6 protein-coding genes are annotated in these 17784 nt (G+C 54.9%); 1 reads left to right on the top strand and 5 read right to left on the bottom strand.

The features are described from left to right. Positions 1–49 precede the first annotated feature (49 nt). From APU11_RS01840 to APU11_RS01830, 3 genes are read right to left on the bottom strand one after another with little or no spacing between them, the layout of a single operon-like run. Positions 50–2197, bottom strand: a complete 2148-nt coding sequence (locus APU11_RS01840) for a polysaccharide biosynthesis tyrosine autokinase (protein ID WP_058651584.1) — start codon at positions 2195–2197, stop codon at positions 50–52. A gap of 17 nt (positions 2198–2214) precedes the next feature. Continuing rightward, positions 2215–2664 carry a phosphotyrosine protein phosphatase gene (locus APU11_RS01835; RefSeq protein WP_013095697.1) on the bottom strand — a complete coding sequence of 150 codons (450 nt, stop codon included), beginning with the start codon at positions 2662–2664 and terminating at the stop codon, positions 2215–2217. Position 2665: 1 nt separating this feature from the next. Further along, positions 2666–3805 (bottom strand): polysaccharide export protein, encoded by a 1140-nt coding sequence (locus APU11_RS01830; RefSeq protein WP_013095696.1) that lies wholly within the window; start codon positions 3803–3805, stop codon positions 2666–2668. Between the two features lie 364 nt (positions 3806–4169). Here APU11_RS01830 and APU11_RS01825 point away from each other — a divergent pair, with 364 nt between their 5' ends. Further along, entirely contained in the window at positions 4170–4865 is a 696-nt protein-coding gene (locus APU11_RS01825) for a LuxR C-terminal-related transcriptional regulator (RefSeq protein WP_048970362.1), read from the top strand. 110 nt (positions 4866–4975) lie between these two features. Here the strand turns inward: APU11_RS01825 and APU11_RS01820 are convergent, their stop codons facing one another. Together APU11_RS01820 and APU11_RS27595 are read right to left on the bottom strand one after the other, a co-directional pair. Next, positions 4976–5815 (bottom strand): OmpA family protein, encoded by an 840-nt coding sequence (locus APU11_RS01820; protein ID WP_275045080.1) that lies wholly within the window; start codon positions 5813–5815, stop codon positions 4976–4978. 201 nt (positions 5816–6016) lie between these two features. After that, a complete protein-coding gene (locus tag APU11_RS27595; RefSeq protein WP_275045081.1) occupies positions 6017–17770 on the bottom strand; it encodes an Ig-like domain-containing protein in 11754 nt (3917 codons plus the stop codon). Positions 17771–17784: the final 14 nt, after the last annotated feature.

Below are 17784 nucleotides of genomic sequence, written 5' to 3'. Positions count from 1 at the left end.
ACACATTCCCGGCCTGTCAAGACTTATTCCTTAAAAGAAGAGAGATGAATTACTCCTGGTATGAGTAGTCGCCATAGCTATAGGTGGCCGAAGCGCGTTTTTCAACGCCATTGAATATGACCCCCTGGATGGCAATCCCGTTTTGAGTGAATCGACGCAGCCCCGCTTCCACCTCCTGGACCGAGTTCTGTTCGAATCTGACGACCATCAGAGACGTTGAGGCAAATCGGCCAATAATCGCGGCATCCGTAACGCTCAGAATTGGCGGTGTATCGAGAAGAATGACATCGTATTGCGCTGAACAGGCGTCAACGAGTGTCTGGAATTTCTCCGTCATAAACAGCTCGGCGGGGTTATTGACCATTCTTCCCCGGCCAATAAAATCGACGCCCTGGTACTCTGTCTCTTCTATCACCTGGGACACCGCCGCATTCGCAGAGAGATAATCGGCAAGCCCGGCATGGCCTTCCGCCTGGGAGAAGATGCTGTGCAAATATCCCCTTCTCAGATCGCAATCAATCAGCAGCACCCGTGAACCGGCCTGCGCCATCAGCACCGCAAGGTTTGAACTGACGAAGGATTTACCCACCCCCGGAGAGGTGCCTGAAATCATTAATATTTTATTTTCTGACTTCAGCATGGCGAAATGAAGGCTGGTCCGCAGCCCTCTTATCGCTTCGACCGCCAGCGAGGTTGGCGACGATTTCACTAACAGCTCATCAGACTGATAGGTGGTAATCGCCCGGCAGCGTCTGCTCTTTGTCAGTTCAGGTGCCAGCGGTACGACGGCATGGACAGGGATGCCCCGCTTTTCCAGCTCCGCGGGTTGTTTGATCCCTTTAATTAACATGTTGCGTAGCAGAATCACGCCCGAGGCGAACAGGAAGCCCAACAGCGCCGACAGGATGACAATCAACGTTTTTTTCGGTTTAATCGGCTTATGCTGCGTGACGGCATTGTCAATAATGCGAACATTGCCCAGCGTGCTGGCCTTATTGATATTGAGTTCATGCTGCTTATTCAACAGCACCATATAGATATCATTTCCCATCTGCACATCACGGGTCATGCTCAAAATTTCTTGCTGAGTCCGCGGCATCGTACTGATACGTTGATTGAGCTTCTCTTTCTCTTCCTGCAGTACCGCACGTTTTTCTGACAGCGCTTTATAAGCCGGATGCGAACGTTTATAGAGCTTTGAAATTTCGGCTTCTTTAAAGGTTAATTCATTCAGTTGGGTATCAATGGACACCACATTGTCTAAAATGAATTTCGCTTCAAGGGATAAATCCACCGACTCATTATTCTTTCTGAAATCATTGAGTTTCGTTTCTGCCGTCACCAGATTGTTTTTGATTTGCAGTAATTGTTCGTTCACAAAGGCCAGACTCTTGCTGGCCTCTTCTGACTTACGCTCAACGTCCTGGGCAAGATAATTGTGGCTGATGGTTTCAAGGATTTTGCTGATCATAACCGGATCGGTGCCGGTCATGCTCAGATGCAGCATCCCATTGCCACCGGATTTTCCATCCACGGCAATATTGTTTTTGATCTCATCAATTACCGAATATTCATTGTGCTTACGTAAAATGAACACGGTGTCCTGAGTCAGTTCGGCACGTTCAATCATAAAATCAATGCCGTGCGCGTGAAGAGGAACCCCCACTTTACCGTGCAAAACGGCCTCGCCGACCTGCAGGGTGTACTCACCCGCAACTGTCATATTCAGGATTAACGCTTCGTCCAGGAACTCCTCGGGGACAGTTAAGGTTGCAACCTCAATGTTACCCGTGGGTTTGCCAAACAGGCGCAGGAGCAGGCCATTCGCAAACGGATAGCGTTTTTCAGTCACGGAGATATCCAGCCCCAGATCGCGCACGGTTTTACCGATCACCATCCGCGATTTAATTAACGAAATTTCAGATTCTGAAGCGACCCCGGAACCTTCAGGCAGCATCGTAGAGAGCTTATTCAACAGCCCCGTAGATGCATTTCTCTCAACCTGAATTAACGCATCACTTTTATAGACCGGCGCTAAGGTGTAAGCAATAACGATACCGAACGCGATAAACAGTAATGTCGTCGCCGCTATCCAGACCTTACTGTAATATAAGACTTTGAGGAGTTGAACGATGTCAATATCCTCCTGCCGCAGAACATTATCGGTTTGCGAATTGCTAATCTGTTTGTCAAACATGCTCTAATCAGCCCTGATTATTTAACCTGCTGGAAAACCTTGACCCATTCTTCGGCAGCGGAAAAAAGTTGTTGAAAAATAACACCTGAGATATCTCGACCCCGACGATAAGGATCAGGAATTTCCATTTGCTGGAGCCAATATCCGAATAAAAATGTCTTTCCCCGGGCTTCCATTGCCAGGCGGGTCACGGCTTCAATATGGTTTTGCTCCATGGCCAGAATCAAATCATATTCACGACACATCAGCGGTGTAAGTTGTTTGGCACAATGACCCTCTAACGAAAGGCCATTTTCACGTGCAGTGTTAACCATTACGGGATCTGCCGCTTCCCCCGTTAACGCAGCAATCCCGGCGGAATCTACGATCATATTGGGCAAGCGTGAACGCAAAATGCGTTCCCCCACCGGGGAACGACAAATATTGCCTGTGCAGACGACAAGAATGGACTGATACCTGCCATTCATATCAATTACTCCAGTTTCTGATGAAGCGCGTCGTTTCAGTCAGGCTGTAGACACCACTAATGGTTGGCATTAATTGATTAATGACTCTGTTCCAGCGCGCAATCGGTGCGGTCGTAACATACACAATATCGTACGGCTTGAGCCTGAATTCGGTGCCAAGCACCAGCGCCGTCGCATCCCTGGCATCAAGCTGATAAATATTTGCCTGTTTTCCCTTTGACGCATCCGGTTTGTTTTCCGAACGGATCACAAAAATACCGCTGGCATCACTGGTTAATTGATTCATGCCCTCCGCATTACCCAACGCTTCGGTCAGCGTCATGCCTGAGCGATCCATTTTCATGGTGGTTTGCTTCACCACATCGCCCATGACAAAGACTTTTAGATCATCATTACGCGGGATATACAGAATATCGCCGGAATAGAGCAACCTGTTCTGCTGCAGGTCGCCATACTGCATAAGCGCTTGCAGCGAAATGATTGATTTTTTACCCCCCTGGGTTAAAACAGCATTCCCCCAGTCTGCGTTTTCAGTCAGCCCACCCGCCAGATTAACCGCATCAATGATGGTCAATGGAACGTTAGTGATGGGCTGCTGCCCGGACTGATTAACTTCACCAGAGACATACACTTTCTGAGAGCGAAACGCGGCAATCCCCACATCGACCTGTGGGGACTCAATGTATTTCGCCAGGTGTTCGGTAATCAGCTCTCTGACTTCAGTGACCGTTTTATCCTTAACATGGATTTTCCCGATGTACGGATAAAAAATAGTGCCGTCTGAATGGACCCAGTTTCCCGTATCGCTGGCGCTACGATACTGGCCAGACGGGGTGGTAAGCTCAGGATGTTCCCACACCGTGACCATAATGATGTCCCCAACCCCAATACGGTACTCATACGCTTCGAGTCGTTTATTCAGCTCCGCATTGGCGTGGGCGACCACGACGTTTTCACGTAATTTCTCAATCAGCGCCGGCGTAACGGGGTAAACATTCACCTTTACGTCATTGATATTATCGGGGTCGGGCGTTTCGACAACCGTTTTTCCGTCGGTATCAATATGGCTTCCGGGGGTTATCTGACACCCTGCCAGTAAAAATAGCGTGGTGAAAATAAACAGAGCTGGCAATTTTCTCATACTTTTCTTTATGCCATTTCGGTGAAATGACATTTCCTTATAATTAATCAATCACCCATGGTGGTGCAGAGAGAATGAAGCGTGGCATTCCACAATTGATTAAATGATAAACCTTAAAAGTATGCATGTCCTGTAGACGTAGAGTAATCCTAACCCCTGACATCTCTTTCTTATCATTAATATAGAAAGCCGTCCAATCATCAGGCACGTAAACAATTCCCATTTATGCGGGGACTATTCTCAAATATTAACCCTGAGACATCGTGTAAAATGAAAATATATACATACCGTATCATAAGATCGTTAGCATGCAAATCTTACACCAAAAAGAGGCGTGCAGAATACATTAACCAAAGGGATAAAAATGGATACGTCGCGGGTCATATTATCAAGATGTCATTTCAGCAACATCGGATTGCGCCATTTACTTTCCAATACGTTCAAAAAAGAAGAGATTCTCTCTTTTTATAATCAGCACCATTTTCATGACTGGGTAAAAGGTATGAAAAAAGAGAGTTTTTTTACCTTGTACCTGGTGCTTCCTGACTCTATTTATAGCAACATCATCTACTTTCAGTGGCTTATCTCACTAAAACAGAAAACAAACCTCCACGCCATTGAAGAGATCATCATCGCTTACCACTCGGATATCTTTCCGGAGCTTTTCGCATGCATTTGCTCGCATTACAAACATCGTCTCGTGAATATCAATAATCTGACCAACGATGAAATCGTCAGGAAAATGCATACCCAGCGTCACCCCAGCAAAAGCGGGATCGTCAAAAAACATATCGAACTGACGCATATGGAGTTCTGTGTCCTGAAGTTGATGATCTCAGGCTACACGATTGACGACATCAGTACCTTATATAACATCAAACCCAAAACCACCTATACCTACAGCAACAGCATAATGAAACAGTTGGGGTTTAACTCTTTAAAGAAAATCTATTCCTGCGGCGAAATCATTAAATCCTCGATTGACCATGACATAATCAGAGAAAAGAAAAAGTACTACAGCATTGCCCACATTAAGATGTACGAACCACAAACTGCTTAATCCCTCTCCACCTCTAACACGCACCCGTGTCTCCATAACACCGTCAAATTATTCACAAAAAAAAATACGGAAAGCGTCTCCGCAATCCGTATTTTTGTATCGATGCTGACTTAGTGGCTTTTCACTAAAATTTCTACGCGGCGGCTGTTGACGTTACATCCTGCCGCTTGCTGGCTGGCAGAGGTACCGCAGCCTTCAGCGCTTTGTGCTATTCCCTTGCCCGTCGTGTTATTGATCAGCTCCGGTTTAATTCCTTTCTCAATCAGCAATGAACGAACGGTATCGGCACGTGCTTCAGACAGGCGCTGGTTAGCCTCACGGCTGCCAATTGCGTCGGTATAACCCACAATCTGGATCTCACTGACGTTATTCGCCTTTTTGGTGAATTTCACCACCTCGTCCAGCTTATTGCGGGATTCAGCAAAAATCCCTGCCGCATTACTTGCCGCAAAGCGGAACAGGACTTGCTCCTGAATAAGCACCACACCGCTGTTATTAACGTAATCACAGGTTTTTACCTGCGATGCACGGTTAATAATTTTGGTCTGTTTATGCATCTTACTCAACAGAGCTTCAGCCCGGGAACGCTCTTCCAGGGCCGCCGTATTTCCTGACGTACCTGGATTAACCTGAATAAAATAGGTTTGCGCACTCTCGGCATTGAGCTGTTGCAGAGGATTTTGTTTCCCCTGATAAGCAGGGTGATCGTTGAACCAGGACTCCACCGCATGCGCGCCTGGCGCGGCGCACAGGACGGTAAATTGCCCCGGCAGCAGTACCGACTGCAGCTCGCGGTCGACGTAGATCGTCGCGGGCACGCTCCCCTCAGGGTAATAAACCACAATTTGTGCCAGTTCCGGTGTCACATCCGCAACAGGACGGTAAGGCTGTGGTGCCGTCTTCCCTGAAGTGGTTTTGACGTCTTCCGGTATATCGATGACGTGCTTCACTCGTTCTGCTGAATATGCAGTGCTGGATATCAATATGCTGAGCGCGGCAGTAATCGCACACGCCAGGTTTATTTTTTTAAACTTATTAAGGGTTACTTTCATTTATCAAATTCCCGATTAACCCAGTGAATGACTGTGTAACAACGATTGGTAGATGCGTGCAGAAAGCCCGCCATCCGAAGATGGCGGGTATTTACTGGGTTACATCATGATTTGGTTATTCTGTAGCAGCGTCACCAAATCCGTTTGCACGTCAGCCAGCGTGACAACCTGCGTAAATCCATGCTGCCCGCCCTGACCGTCACGGTCGATACTGATCACGGTATCACTACCCACAACTTCCACCTTGACGTAGTCAAGTACGCCGCGGGAGGAGTAATCCAGCTCCAGTTTTCCTTCGTCTTCGAAGAAGGAGATAGAACCTTTGTAGTCAAGCAGTTCACTCATATCGAGCAGATCTGCATCACTGTCTTTCACCAGATTACCCACCTTAAAGCCGTGGATCGTGTCATGACCATTGCCACCGGTGCTGTCGTTGCTCAGACCTGCCAACACCTTGTACATCAGCGTATCGTTACCGCCGTTGACCAGGTAGAAGGCGTCATTGCCACCACGTCCTTCAAACACGTTATTCGCGGAGTTATCCGTAAACGTATCTTGCTGACTGGAACCTACGAGACCCTCGATGTTGAGGAGCTGATCGGTGCCGTTACCGGTTGCAGTGCCTGTCCACAGGTTCGCGTTGATCGCAGTGGTTGAACGGCTATAGTCAACAACGTCCATACCGGCAGTTTCGCTCCAGACAGGATTACCGCTCACAATCTGGTTCCAGCCGCCGCCACCGTTGTAGGTGTCGTTGCCTGCAGAACCGAAGAAGGTGTCGTTATAGCCCGTCCCGATGATCCCGTTGTTTCCGGAGGTGTTGTTCGCCGCATTGCTGCTTTCCGCCGTCAGTACGTAAGAGTCATGGGCTTTACCTGTTGTCAGGCCCCCCCAGCTCTCATTTACCGTACCGTTTGTGTAACCACCAATGCTACTCGTTGCGCCAACGTGATCCGCTTTACCATCGGTAATGCGCAGCATCTGCACGGAGTAAACTTCATTCGGATCCAGCCCGAAGAAGCTCACCAGACCCATACTGTTGCTGGAACCAGAGGACTGCGGGTTAATCAACTGGGTTGCCACAAGCTCGCCCGCTGAGTTGTATAACTTCACGGTGTTGCTGTAGAAGGTATTGATGCCGTTGCCGTCAACAATACGGATCTGCAGGCTCGTGCCGTCCGCCGCGATATTGGTGTTTTTCACCAGCATCGTGCGTCCCGCGTCGTCTCTTGCCACGACATCAGCATCTGCGCCAGAGCGGTACAGCACCAGGTCCATCGAACCGTCCCAGTCATAGTCGAGTGCGACGGCACCCGTCATGTTGTTGAACGTCGTGCTACCTGTCAGGCTGACTTTATTGGCGCCCCAGTTGTTACTACCGGTATTGGTATACAACATCGGCGAGCCAGTCACGCCAGAGCGTGGCACTTCGATGATGTCCATCTTACCGTCGTGGTTCCAGTCCACTGCCAGCGACGTGCCGCCATCAACGTTATCGCCAAACCACTGTGCCTGGCTGTCCGTTGCATTGAGCTTGCCGGTACCATCGTTCAGATAGATACGGCTCTCGTCGCTGTTACTTCCCCCCTTCGAACCACGGCTCAGGAACAGATCCAGCCAACCATCGTTGTTGTAATCCGCATAGGTCATGGAGATAGACAAGTTACCGTAGTCTTCATGGCCATCGTCACGGAACACGTTCGCGTAGTAGCCAACTTCACCGAAGTTGGTGTTCGACGTCCCGGTAGTCTGGTTATACAAGATACCCAGACCGCGGGAGTTGTTGCCGACGAGGTTGCCAGCGCCGTTGTAGTCGATATGTGCCGTAATATCTACGGTACCGTTGTTATCGATATCCACAGCCCCGACTTCGTGCAGCACACTCAGCGACGTTGGCAATGCCCCGCCAGGATGTCCGTCAGAGAAACCGGAGTTGTCCTCGTAACTCAGCGTGCCCTGCGTATTTTTGATGAACGAAATGGAGTCTGCTTCGGAGTCACCCAGCACAAAGTCCAGATAGCCATCACCTTCACGGTCATAGGAAATCACGCCGCCGAGGTGGTTCAGGGTGCCCTGATCCAGCGCCTTCGCGGAGTAACTACCGTCCGCGTTCTGCAGCCAGTAGGCGGTACGACCCGCGTTGCTATAACTACTGATCTGAGACATGACGTCGGCATAGCCATCGCGGTTAATGTCCGCAAAGGCTGCGGAGTTAACATAACGGCTGTATGACGTGCTATCTACGTTGTAACCCGCACCGTTGTCGGTTGACGGCTGGGCAAGGTACGTTGAATCGTAGTCTTCACGCGTGACGGAGTCATAGACACGTCCGGCGTTAGCGGTCGATGTACCAGAAGTGCCACGAGCACTCTGGAAGAATGACCACAAACCATCCTGACTGATGGTCACCGCAGCGGCGTTCAGACCGCGGCTATCCGCATCGGTCGTTCCCCCCCAGGTTTGTTCAATCAGCGTACTGCCGCCACCTTCGGTGACACCTGTACTGGTGCTGGCGCTCATGCTTGAGCGGTTACCCGCTTCATCCCAGACCACAAAGGCCAGGTTATGTGCGCCAGAAGGCAGTGACGTATTCAGACTCCAGGAGCCGTCAGCGTTAGCCTTCACGAAGCCAATGACTTGATCCAGACCTTCCTGATATGTCCCGTTGTTGTTGACGTCACTCACCAGCGAGACAATCGCCCCCGCTTCAACACGACCGTATTGACCGCTGGAGAAGGTGAACGAATCTCCTGTGGTGGTGTGCTGCGGCACATCTGGCGCCCCGGTAATACCGTTCGGAGAATCCAGATCGATAACCACGTTGTAGCTATCCGCAAACTTCGTGTTCGTACCTGGGTTGCCCGCAACGTCAATGACCTGCAGCTTGAAGCTGTGAGTGGTGCTTGCTGTCGCTTCCGGCAGTACATAGCTCCAGCTCTGGCCGTTGAGTGCCAGCGTTTGCCAGGTTTTGCCGTTATCCAGGGAGATCTGCAGATGCTCACCCGCCTGTAGCGCCGCGCTCAGGTTACCGCTGATGGTCACTGTACGGTCACGGGTAACCATGTCGCTGTTAGTTGCTGTCGCAGCATGGCTGAAGTGATCACCGGTCGTCAGGCCATGGCTGGTATCGGTGGTGACTTTGGTGGTCGTAGACAGACCATTCATGTCACTGCCACCTGTTGCCACCTGCAGCGCCTGAGAATCAGTACTGCCAACGTTACCGGCATTATCCACCACACGAGCCTGAATGGTGTAAGCACCATCATTCAGCGGCGTGTTCTGCATATCCACAGTCCAGGATGTACTGGTCACCGTTGAGGCACGCGTCCAGGTTGCACCGTTGTCGAGGCTAATCTCAACCCATTCGTCCGCCTGCAGGGCTTTCGTCAGCTGACCGTTAATCAACAGCGTGTTATCGCTGGTGACGAAGTCAGTATCTGATGCCCCCCGGTCTTCTGAAATAGAGCTGATATTGATAACCGCGTCAGACACGGTGGTATCGACAACAATCGTCCAGGTGTTGCTCGGCGTACTGATGTTGCCAGCCGCATCCGTGGAGGTTGCCACCAGATTCCAGGTGCCTTCAGTCAGCTTGTTCGCGTCAGTGATCTGCAGCGTCCACAGGCCCGTCGTGCTATCGGCAACGGCGGTACCAAGCAGAATACGCGTGGTCGCATCCACCTGATGGTACACATTGACCGTGCTTCCCTTCTCCGCCGTACCGGTGATTTCCGGCGTGGTGTCGTTGGTAGGCTTGCCGTGAGCAACGGAACCTTGAACAGGGTTCACATCATCCAGCACGTTTGTGATAACCGGCGCAACAGGCGCAACCGTGTCCACCACCAGATCGAAGTCAATCGGGGTGAGCGGGTTATTTGACGGATCGGTCCCGGTAATACGCAGCGTATGCGCGCCATCACTCAGGCTGCTCAGCGGCGTGAATTCCCAGTCACCGTTGGCATCTGCTTTCACCGTGCCAAGCTGAACGCCACCGACGTCAGTGATGATAATGGTGCTGCCTGCCGTCGCCTTACCAACCAGCTGTACCTGGCTGTCGTTGGTGACTTCACCCTCGCGAAGCACGCGTGAGCCGCCCGTTTCCTGGACATCATCCACCACCTGCAGCAGTTGCAGATAGCTTGCGCCCGTGGAGACGTTAACGGTGATATCGTCAACGATCGCGCTCGCGTTACCCGCCGGATCCGTTACCTGGGTCGCAAACTGGTGTTCACCATCTGCTAATGGCGTGGTTGGCGTGTACTGCCAGCTACCATCAGTGTTAGTCACAACAACTGAACCAATCGCCTGGCCGTTATCGTAGATAGTGACCGTGCTACCCTGCTCTGCTTTACCCGTGAAGGTCGGTTTGTTGTCGTCGGTGGTCATACCGTCGGTTAACTGACCTTTCCAGGCCCCCTGATCGTCAGCCACCTGTAAACCGGAAACCGGATTTGGTGCTGTTGAGTCAATAGTGAGGGTGAACGAACCACTACGATCGCTCTCCTGACCCGCGCTGTTGGTATTGGTCACCGTAAAGATATAGTTACCATCAGCCAGCGCTGGTGATGGCGTAAAGCTCCAGGTGCCATCGCTGTTCAGCGTTGTTTTACCCACAACCTGACTACCGTTGTAGATGGTGATGGTATCGCCTGCAACACCATCCGCAGTCCCTTTCAGGGTCGGCGTGTCATCTTTGGTCAACGCATTGTCGGCCAGATTGATAACGGTTGTGCCAGTGTCATCCAGGACGTTAACAATCGCTGGCGCATTCGGGGTGTCAGACATAATGACGTCATAGCTGTCAGCCGGTTTCGCCACGTTGCCAACACTATCGGTTTCCGTCACGGTCAGTTTGTTGATTGAATCACCGTAAAGAGACTCAGATGGCGTCAGTTCCCATTTGCCATTCTGATCCACTTTGGTCGTGCCCAACACTTTCGTGTTGCCGTCTTTGTCGGTGGTATAGACGGTAATGACGTTGCCCGCTTCAGCACCAGAGCCGCGGATCACCGGACGTGAGTCATCCAGTACCCCGCCATCTGCAACAATACCCTGAACGTTGCCCACGTTATCCGTTACGGAATCAATGGTCACTTTGCTCGCATCCGGCGCGGTGTAGTCGGTAGTCAGAATAAAGTCCGCAGACTTGTCACTGACGTTGCCGGCTTCATCCGTGGCCGTCACGTAGAAGGTGTTTTTGCCTTCCGGTAACTTGCTGCCCGGTTTGAAGTTCCATGCACCGTTGCTGTTCGCGGTGACTGAACCCAGCAGGGTGCCGTCAACGGTGTAAATATTGACGGTGCTGCCCGCTTCAGCCGTACCGTGCAGGATTGGCTGCGGATCGTCAGTGACATCGTTGCTGTTCAGATCGTCCTTGATCGTTCCCACTTGATCTTCCGCGTAATCGATACTCGGACGGTTCGGTGCTTTACTGTCAATTTCGAAGCTGAAGGTGCTGGAGGTATCCTCGTTACCCGTCAGATCTTTCGCGATTGCCGTAATGTTGTGTACACCATCGCCCAGATCGCTGGTAGGCGTAAATACCCAGTTGCCACTGGCATCGGCCTTGACGCTGCCCAACACCACGTTGCCATCCATGATGGTGACAGTGCTGCCTGCTTTCGCCTTACCGATGATTTCCGGACGCGCGTCGTCAGTGACGTCGTTCGCCTTCAGTTCACCCGTGACGCTGCCTTTATCATCCATTACGCGGACGATGGTGACCGGAACGCTGGAGGTATCAAGCGTGACGGTGACTCCGGCATTTTCAGCCCCCAGGTTGCCTGCTGAATCTTCAGCACGCGCGGTGAAGGTGTATTCTCCATCCACCAGGGAACCGGTGGTGTAAGTCCAGTTACCGTTCGCGTCTGCAACCGCAGTACCGTTTTCCTGGCCGTTCACATAGATGTGAACAACGCTGCCTGGCTCTGCTTTACCGCTGATCGTCGGTGTCGCATCGTCAGTGGTATCGCCATTGGACAATGTACCGGTCTTCGGACCTTCGTTATCGCTCACGATAAAGCCTGTGACCTCACCCGGCGCGCTGGTATCAACCGTGATTGGGAAGCCGCCAGTCTGTGGGCTTACCTGACCAATGTCGTTAATCGCTTCCGCGACAAACGTATGAACGCCGTCCGCCAGTTTCGGCGTATTGAAGCTCCATTTACCCTGGGCATCGGCCTTGGTTTCACCCAGCAGGGTGGTACCGTTCGGGCCGCCATAAATGCGAACCGTGACACCGGCTTCAGCCGTACCCGTCAACAACAGGGTGTTGTCGTTGGTTGTCGCATCCTTTTGTAATGGGCCGGTATGCGGCGCAACATCATCTTCCACACTGCTCAGGGTCGGTGGCAGCGGCTGACCGCCTGCATCGATCTGAATAATGTATTCCGGTGATGCCGCCGTGGTGTTACCCACGCTATCGGTCTCTTTCACCGTCAGGTTGTACGTCCCGTCAGGCAGGGCTTTCGTAACCTGAAGTTCCCAGGTGCCGTCAGCCTGTACTTTCGCGGTGCCGATCACCTTGTCGCCGTTGTACACGGTGATGGTGTTGCCCGGCTCTGCGCCCGTACCCTTGATCAACGGCGTGTTATCGTCCGTCTTACCACCCGAAGCAATCGATCCGGTCACGGAACCAAAGTCATCCACCACATCGGTAATGCTCACTTTGCTCACGTCCGGGGCGGTGAAGTCCAGAGTCAGGACGAAGTCGTCCGATGCCACACTGGTGTTGCCCGCCTTGTCGGTGGCCGTCACGTGGAAGCGGTGCTCGCCTTCCGGCAGTTTCGCCACCGGCGAGAAGCTCCAGGTGCCGTCGGCTTTCGCCGTCACTTCGCCCAGCAGGCCGTTCTGATCGTAGATCTTCACGGTGCTGCCCGCTTCCGCCTTACCGCTCAGGGTCGGGGTCGGATCGTCGGTGGTGCCGCCGTTTGCCAGGTTACCCTGCACGCTGCCCACGTCGTCCAGCGCCGCGTCGATGGTCGGTTTCACCGGCGCATCGGTGTCGATGGTCACGGTCCAGCTGCTGCTGCTCGACTCATTACCCATCGGGTCCTTCGCCGTGGCGGTGAAGGTGTGGTCCCCGCGGCCCAGGTCCACGCTCGGCGTGAAGCTCCAGGTGCCGTCCGCGCCCGCCGTGGTGGTGCCCAGCACGTTGCTGCCGTCCATGATGGTCACGGTGCTGCCCGCCTTCGCCGTGCCGCTGATTTGCGGACGGGTGTCGTCGGTGAGCGCGCCCTGCGACAGGCTGCCGGTCACGCTGCCGGTGTCGTCGGTCACGGCGGTGATTTCCACCTTGCCCGGGACCACGTCAACGGTGATGACCACGTGCGAGCCTTCCGGCCCGGTGTTGCCCGACGGATCGGTGACGGTGGTGGTCAGGTCGTGTGCGCCGTTCGCCAGCGGCTGGTCCGGGGTGTAGCTCCAGGTGCCGTCCGGGTTCACCTTCGCGGTGCCGATGACCTGGCCGTTGTCGATGATGTTCACCGTGCTGCCCGGCTCGGCCTTACCGCTCAGGGTCGGGGTGTTGTCATCGGTGGTGTCGCCGCTCACGACCGGGCCCTGGTAGGCGCCGACGTTGTCGGTGACCAGCAGGTCAGAGGCCGCGTCCGGGGCTTTTGTATCGATAACGATACCGAAGCCGCCGGTTGGCTCACTGGTGCGGCCCACGCCGTCGGTGACGGTGGCGGTGAAGTTATGGCTGCCGTCTGCCAGCGCCGTATCCGGCGTGAAGCTCCAGCTGCCGTTGCCGGCCACGGTGGTGGTGCCAATCAGACGACCGTTGTCGTAGATACTGATGGTGCCGCCCGCCACGCCGCTGCTGCCGCTCAGGGTCGGGGTGGTGTCGTTGGTGACATCGCCCTTCTGCAGGTAGTCCGCATGCGGGGCCACGTCGTCATAGACGGTATCCAGCGTCGGTGCCTGCGGCGGTACGGTGGCCACGTTGATGATGTATTCACCGGACGGACCGGAGACATTGCCCACGCCGTCGGTCTCTTTCGCCGTCAGGGTGTACTTCCCGTCCGGCAGCGGCGTGGTCGGTTCGAGGGACCAGGTGCCGTCAGCCTGCACTTTCGCGGTGCCAATCACCTTGTCGCCGTTGTAGACGGTGATGGTGTTGCCCGGCTCCGCACCGGTACCCTTGATCAGCGGACGGTTGTCGTCAGTTTCTTCGCCGGAGGCAATCACGCCTGCGGTGTTCACGTCGTCATAGACTTCGGTGATCGCCAGCTTGCTCGCATCCGGGGCGGTGTAGTCCAGGGTCAGGACGAAGTCGTCCGATGCCACACTGGTGTTGCCCGCCTTGTCGGTGGCCGTCACGTGGAAGCGGTGCTCGCCTTCCGGCAGTTTCGCCACCGGTGAGAAGCTCCAGGTGCCGTCGGCTTTCGCCGTCACTTCGCCCAGCAGGCCGTTCTGATCGTAGATCTTCACGGTGCTGCCCGCTTCCGCCTTGCCGCTCAGGGTCGGGGTCGGATCGTCGGTGGTGCCGCCGTTCGCCAGGTTACCCTGCACGCTGCCCACGTCGTCCAGCGCCGCGTCGATGGTCGGTTTCACCGGTGCATCGGTGTCGATGGTCACGGTCCAGCTGCTGCTGCTCGACTCATTACCCATCGGGTCCTTCGCCGTGGCGGTGAAGGTGTGGTCGCCGCGGCCCAGGTCCACGCTCGGCGTGAAGCTCCAGGTGCCGTCCGCGCCCGCCGTGGTGGTGCCCAGCACGTTGCTGCCGTCCATGATGGTCACGGTGCTGCCCGCCTTCGCCGTGCCGCTGATTTGCGGACGGGTGTCGTCGGTGAGCGCGCCCTGCGACAGGCTGCCGGTCACGCTGCCGGTGTCGTCGGTCACGGCGGTGATTTCCACCTTGCCCGGGACCACGTCAACGGTGATGACCACGTGCGAGCCTTCCGGCCCGGTGTTGCCCGACGGATCGGTGACGGTGGTGGTCAGGTCGTGTGCGCCGTTCGCCAGCGGCTGGTCCGGGGTGTAGCTCCAGGTGCCGTCCGGGTTCACCTTCGCGGTGCCGATGACCTGGCCGTTGTCGATGATGTTCACCGTGCTGCCCGGCTCGGCCTTACCGCTCAGGGTCGGGGTGTTGTCATCGGTGGTGTCGCCGCTCACGACCGGGCCCTGGTACGCACCGACGTTGTCGGTGACCAGCAGGTCAGAGGCCGCGTCCGGGGCTTTTGTATCGATAACGATACCGAAGCCGCCGGTTGGCTCACTGGTGCGGCCCACGCCGTCGGTGACGGTGGCGGTGAAGTTATGGCTGCCGTCTGCCAGCGCCGTATCCGGCGTGAAGCTCCAGCTGCCGTTGCCGGCCACGGTGGTGGTGCCAATCAGACGACCGTTGTCGTAGATACTGATGGTGCCGCCCGCCACGCCGCTGCTGCCGCTCAGGGTCGGGGTGGTGTCGTTGGTGACATCGCCCTTCTGCAGGTAGTCCGCATGCGGGGCCACGTCGTCATAGACGGTGTCCAGCGTCGGTGCCTGCGGCGGTACGGTGGCCACGTTGATGATGTACTCACCGGACGGACCGGAGACATTGCCCACGCCGTCGGTCTCTTTCGCCGTCAGGGTGTACGTCCCGTCCGGCAGCGGCGTGGTCGGTTCGAGGGACCAGGTGCCGTCAGCCTGTACTTTCGCGGTGCCAATCACCTTGTCGCCGTTGTAGACGGTGATGGTGTTGCCCGGCTCTGCGCCCGTCCCCTTGATCAGCGGACGGTTGTCGTCGGTTTCTTCGCCGGAGGCAATCACGCCTGCGGTGTTCACGTCGTCATAGACTTCGGTGATCGCCACTTTGCTCGCGTCAGGCGCGGTGTAGTCGGTGATCAGTACAAAATCATCTGATTCCGGACCCGTGTTACCGGCCTTATCGGTTGCGGTAGTGGTGATATGGTGCTCACCCTCTGGCAGCGCGGTGGTTGGCGTAAATTGCCAGCCGCCATTTTCGTCCACCACGGTAGAACCAATCAGCTCCCCGTTATCATAGATATCGACACGGCTGCCCGGCTCTGCGGAACCTTTAAAGGTTGGGTTCGCATCATCGGTGGTGCTACCGCTGCTCAGATCGCCACGGCTGGAGCCGACGTCATCAGTCGCAACACCAATAACCGGTTTTTCCGGTGCCACGGTATCGACAGAGATATCAAAGGACGGAGAGGTCACGTCGTTTCCGGCCGGGTCTTTGGAAATCACGGTCAGGCTGTGATCGCCATCGGCCAGATCCTGTTCAGGAGTGAAGGTCCAGTTGCCGTCCGGATCCACCACGGTGGAGCCCAGTACATCGTCGCCATCCATGATGGTCACGGTGCTGCCTGGCTTACCTTTACCGCTCAGTTCAGGGCGGACATCATCGGTCACGGTGCCTGGCTTCAGGTTGCCCACGATCGGTCCCTGGTCATCCACCACTTCACCCACGGTAACCTGGTTTGGATCCGGATCGACGGTGAAGGAGATCCCCGGAGACGGTTCACTGGTGTTGCCAGACGGATCGGTCACGGTAGTGGTGATCTCATGATCGCCTTTAGCCAGAGGCGTGTCTGGCGTATAGGACCATTTACCTTCGTCATCAACGATGACGGAACCGATCTTCTCGTCGTTATCGTAGATGTCCACCACGCTGCCCGGCTCGGCTTCGCCGCTCAGGGTCGGGGACTGATCGTCGGTGGTGTCGCCTGGACCAACCGGCCCCTGCTTGTCGCCCACGTTATCATTGATAACGATATTTTCTGCCGGAGACGGTGCCGCAGTATCGATCACGATCGGGAAGCTGCCGCTGGTGCGCGCGTTGCCCGCTGCGTCAGTCGCCGTAACGGTGAAGGTGTGCTGACCATCCGCCAGCGCGGTATCCGGGGTGAACGACCACTTACCGCTGCTGTCCGCCTTGACGGTGCCAATCACCTTCCCGTTGTCGAGGATAGACACAACGTCGCCCGGTGCAGCGCTGCCGCTCAGGGTTGGGGTGGTGTCGTTGGTGGTTTCGCCTTTCTGCATTGGGCCGACGTGCGGCTCGGCGTTGTCCACAACGCTGTTGATGGACGGCTCGGTGCTGACCGGGATCAGAACGGTAATATCGTAAGACGGTGCTTCACCCGCTACGCGGTTGCCTACTGCGTCCTGGGTTTCCAGCGTCAGCTGATTAAGCCCTTCCACCAGCGGTGTATCCAGTGCCAGCGTCCAGGTGCCTTCACTGTTGACCACGGCTGAGCCCAGCAGATGTTTGCCGTTAGCATCCGTGCTGTAAACAAAGACGGTGCTTCCCGCTTCACCAATACCATTGATAACCGGTTTGCTGTCATCGGTGATTTCACCGCTGGCCACGTTACCCTGACGGCCGCCGACATCATCCATTACGGACGTAATGTTCAGTACATCGCTGCTTGCCACTGGTGGGGTGTAGTCGGTCACCAGCACAAAATCATCCGATTCCGGACCGGTGTTGCCCGCTTCATCCGTTGCGGTGGTGGTGATATGGTGCTCACCTTCTGGCAGAGGTGTGGTTGGCGTGAACTGCCAGGCCCCGTTATCGTCCGCAATCGTCGAGCCAATATGCTCACCGTTGTCATAAATATCGACACGGCTGCCCGGCTCTGCAGAGCCGTTAAAGGTTGGGTTTGCGTCGTCGGTGGTGCCACCGTTGCTCAGATCGCCACGAATTGTTCCTACATCATCCGTTGCGGATCCCAGTACAGGTTTTTCCGGGGCGGTCGCATCAACGGTAATATCAAAGGACGGAGAGGTCACTTCGTTTCCGGCCGGGTCTTTGGAAATCACGGTCAGGCTGTGATCGCCATCGGCCAGATCCTGTTCAGGAGTGAAGGTCCAGTTGCCGTCCGGATCCACCACGGTGGAGCCCAGTACATCGTCGCCAT

This window comes from Enterobacter sp. 50793107 (genome assembly GCF_001463365.1).
GTDB classification, from domain to species: Bacteria; Pseudomonadota; Gammaproteobacteria; order Enterobacterales; family Enterobacteriaceae; genus Enterobacter; species Enterobacter cloacae.
Note: the sequence above shows the minus strand (reverse complement) of the source record. Positions and strands in the feature narration are given on the sequence as shown.

Bases quoted from the DNA above. Each gene is read 5' to 3' on its own strand.
- APU11_RS01835 (WP_013095697.1), bottom strand. From the start codon at position 2,664: ATGAATGGCAGGTATCAGTCCATTCTTGTCGTCTGCACAGGCAATATT.
- APU11_RS01840 (WP_058651584.1), bottom strand. From the start codon at position 2,197: ATGTTTGACAAACAGATTAGCAATTCGCAAACCGATAATGTTCTGCGG.
- APU11_RS01830 (WP_013095696.1), bottom strand. From the start codon at position 3,805: ATGAGAAAATTGCCAGCTCTGTTTATTTTCACCACGCTATTTTTACTG.
- APU11_RS01825 (WP_048970362.1), top strand. From the start codon at position 4,170: ATGGATACGTCGCGGGTCATATTATCAAGATGTCATTTCAGCAACATC.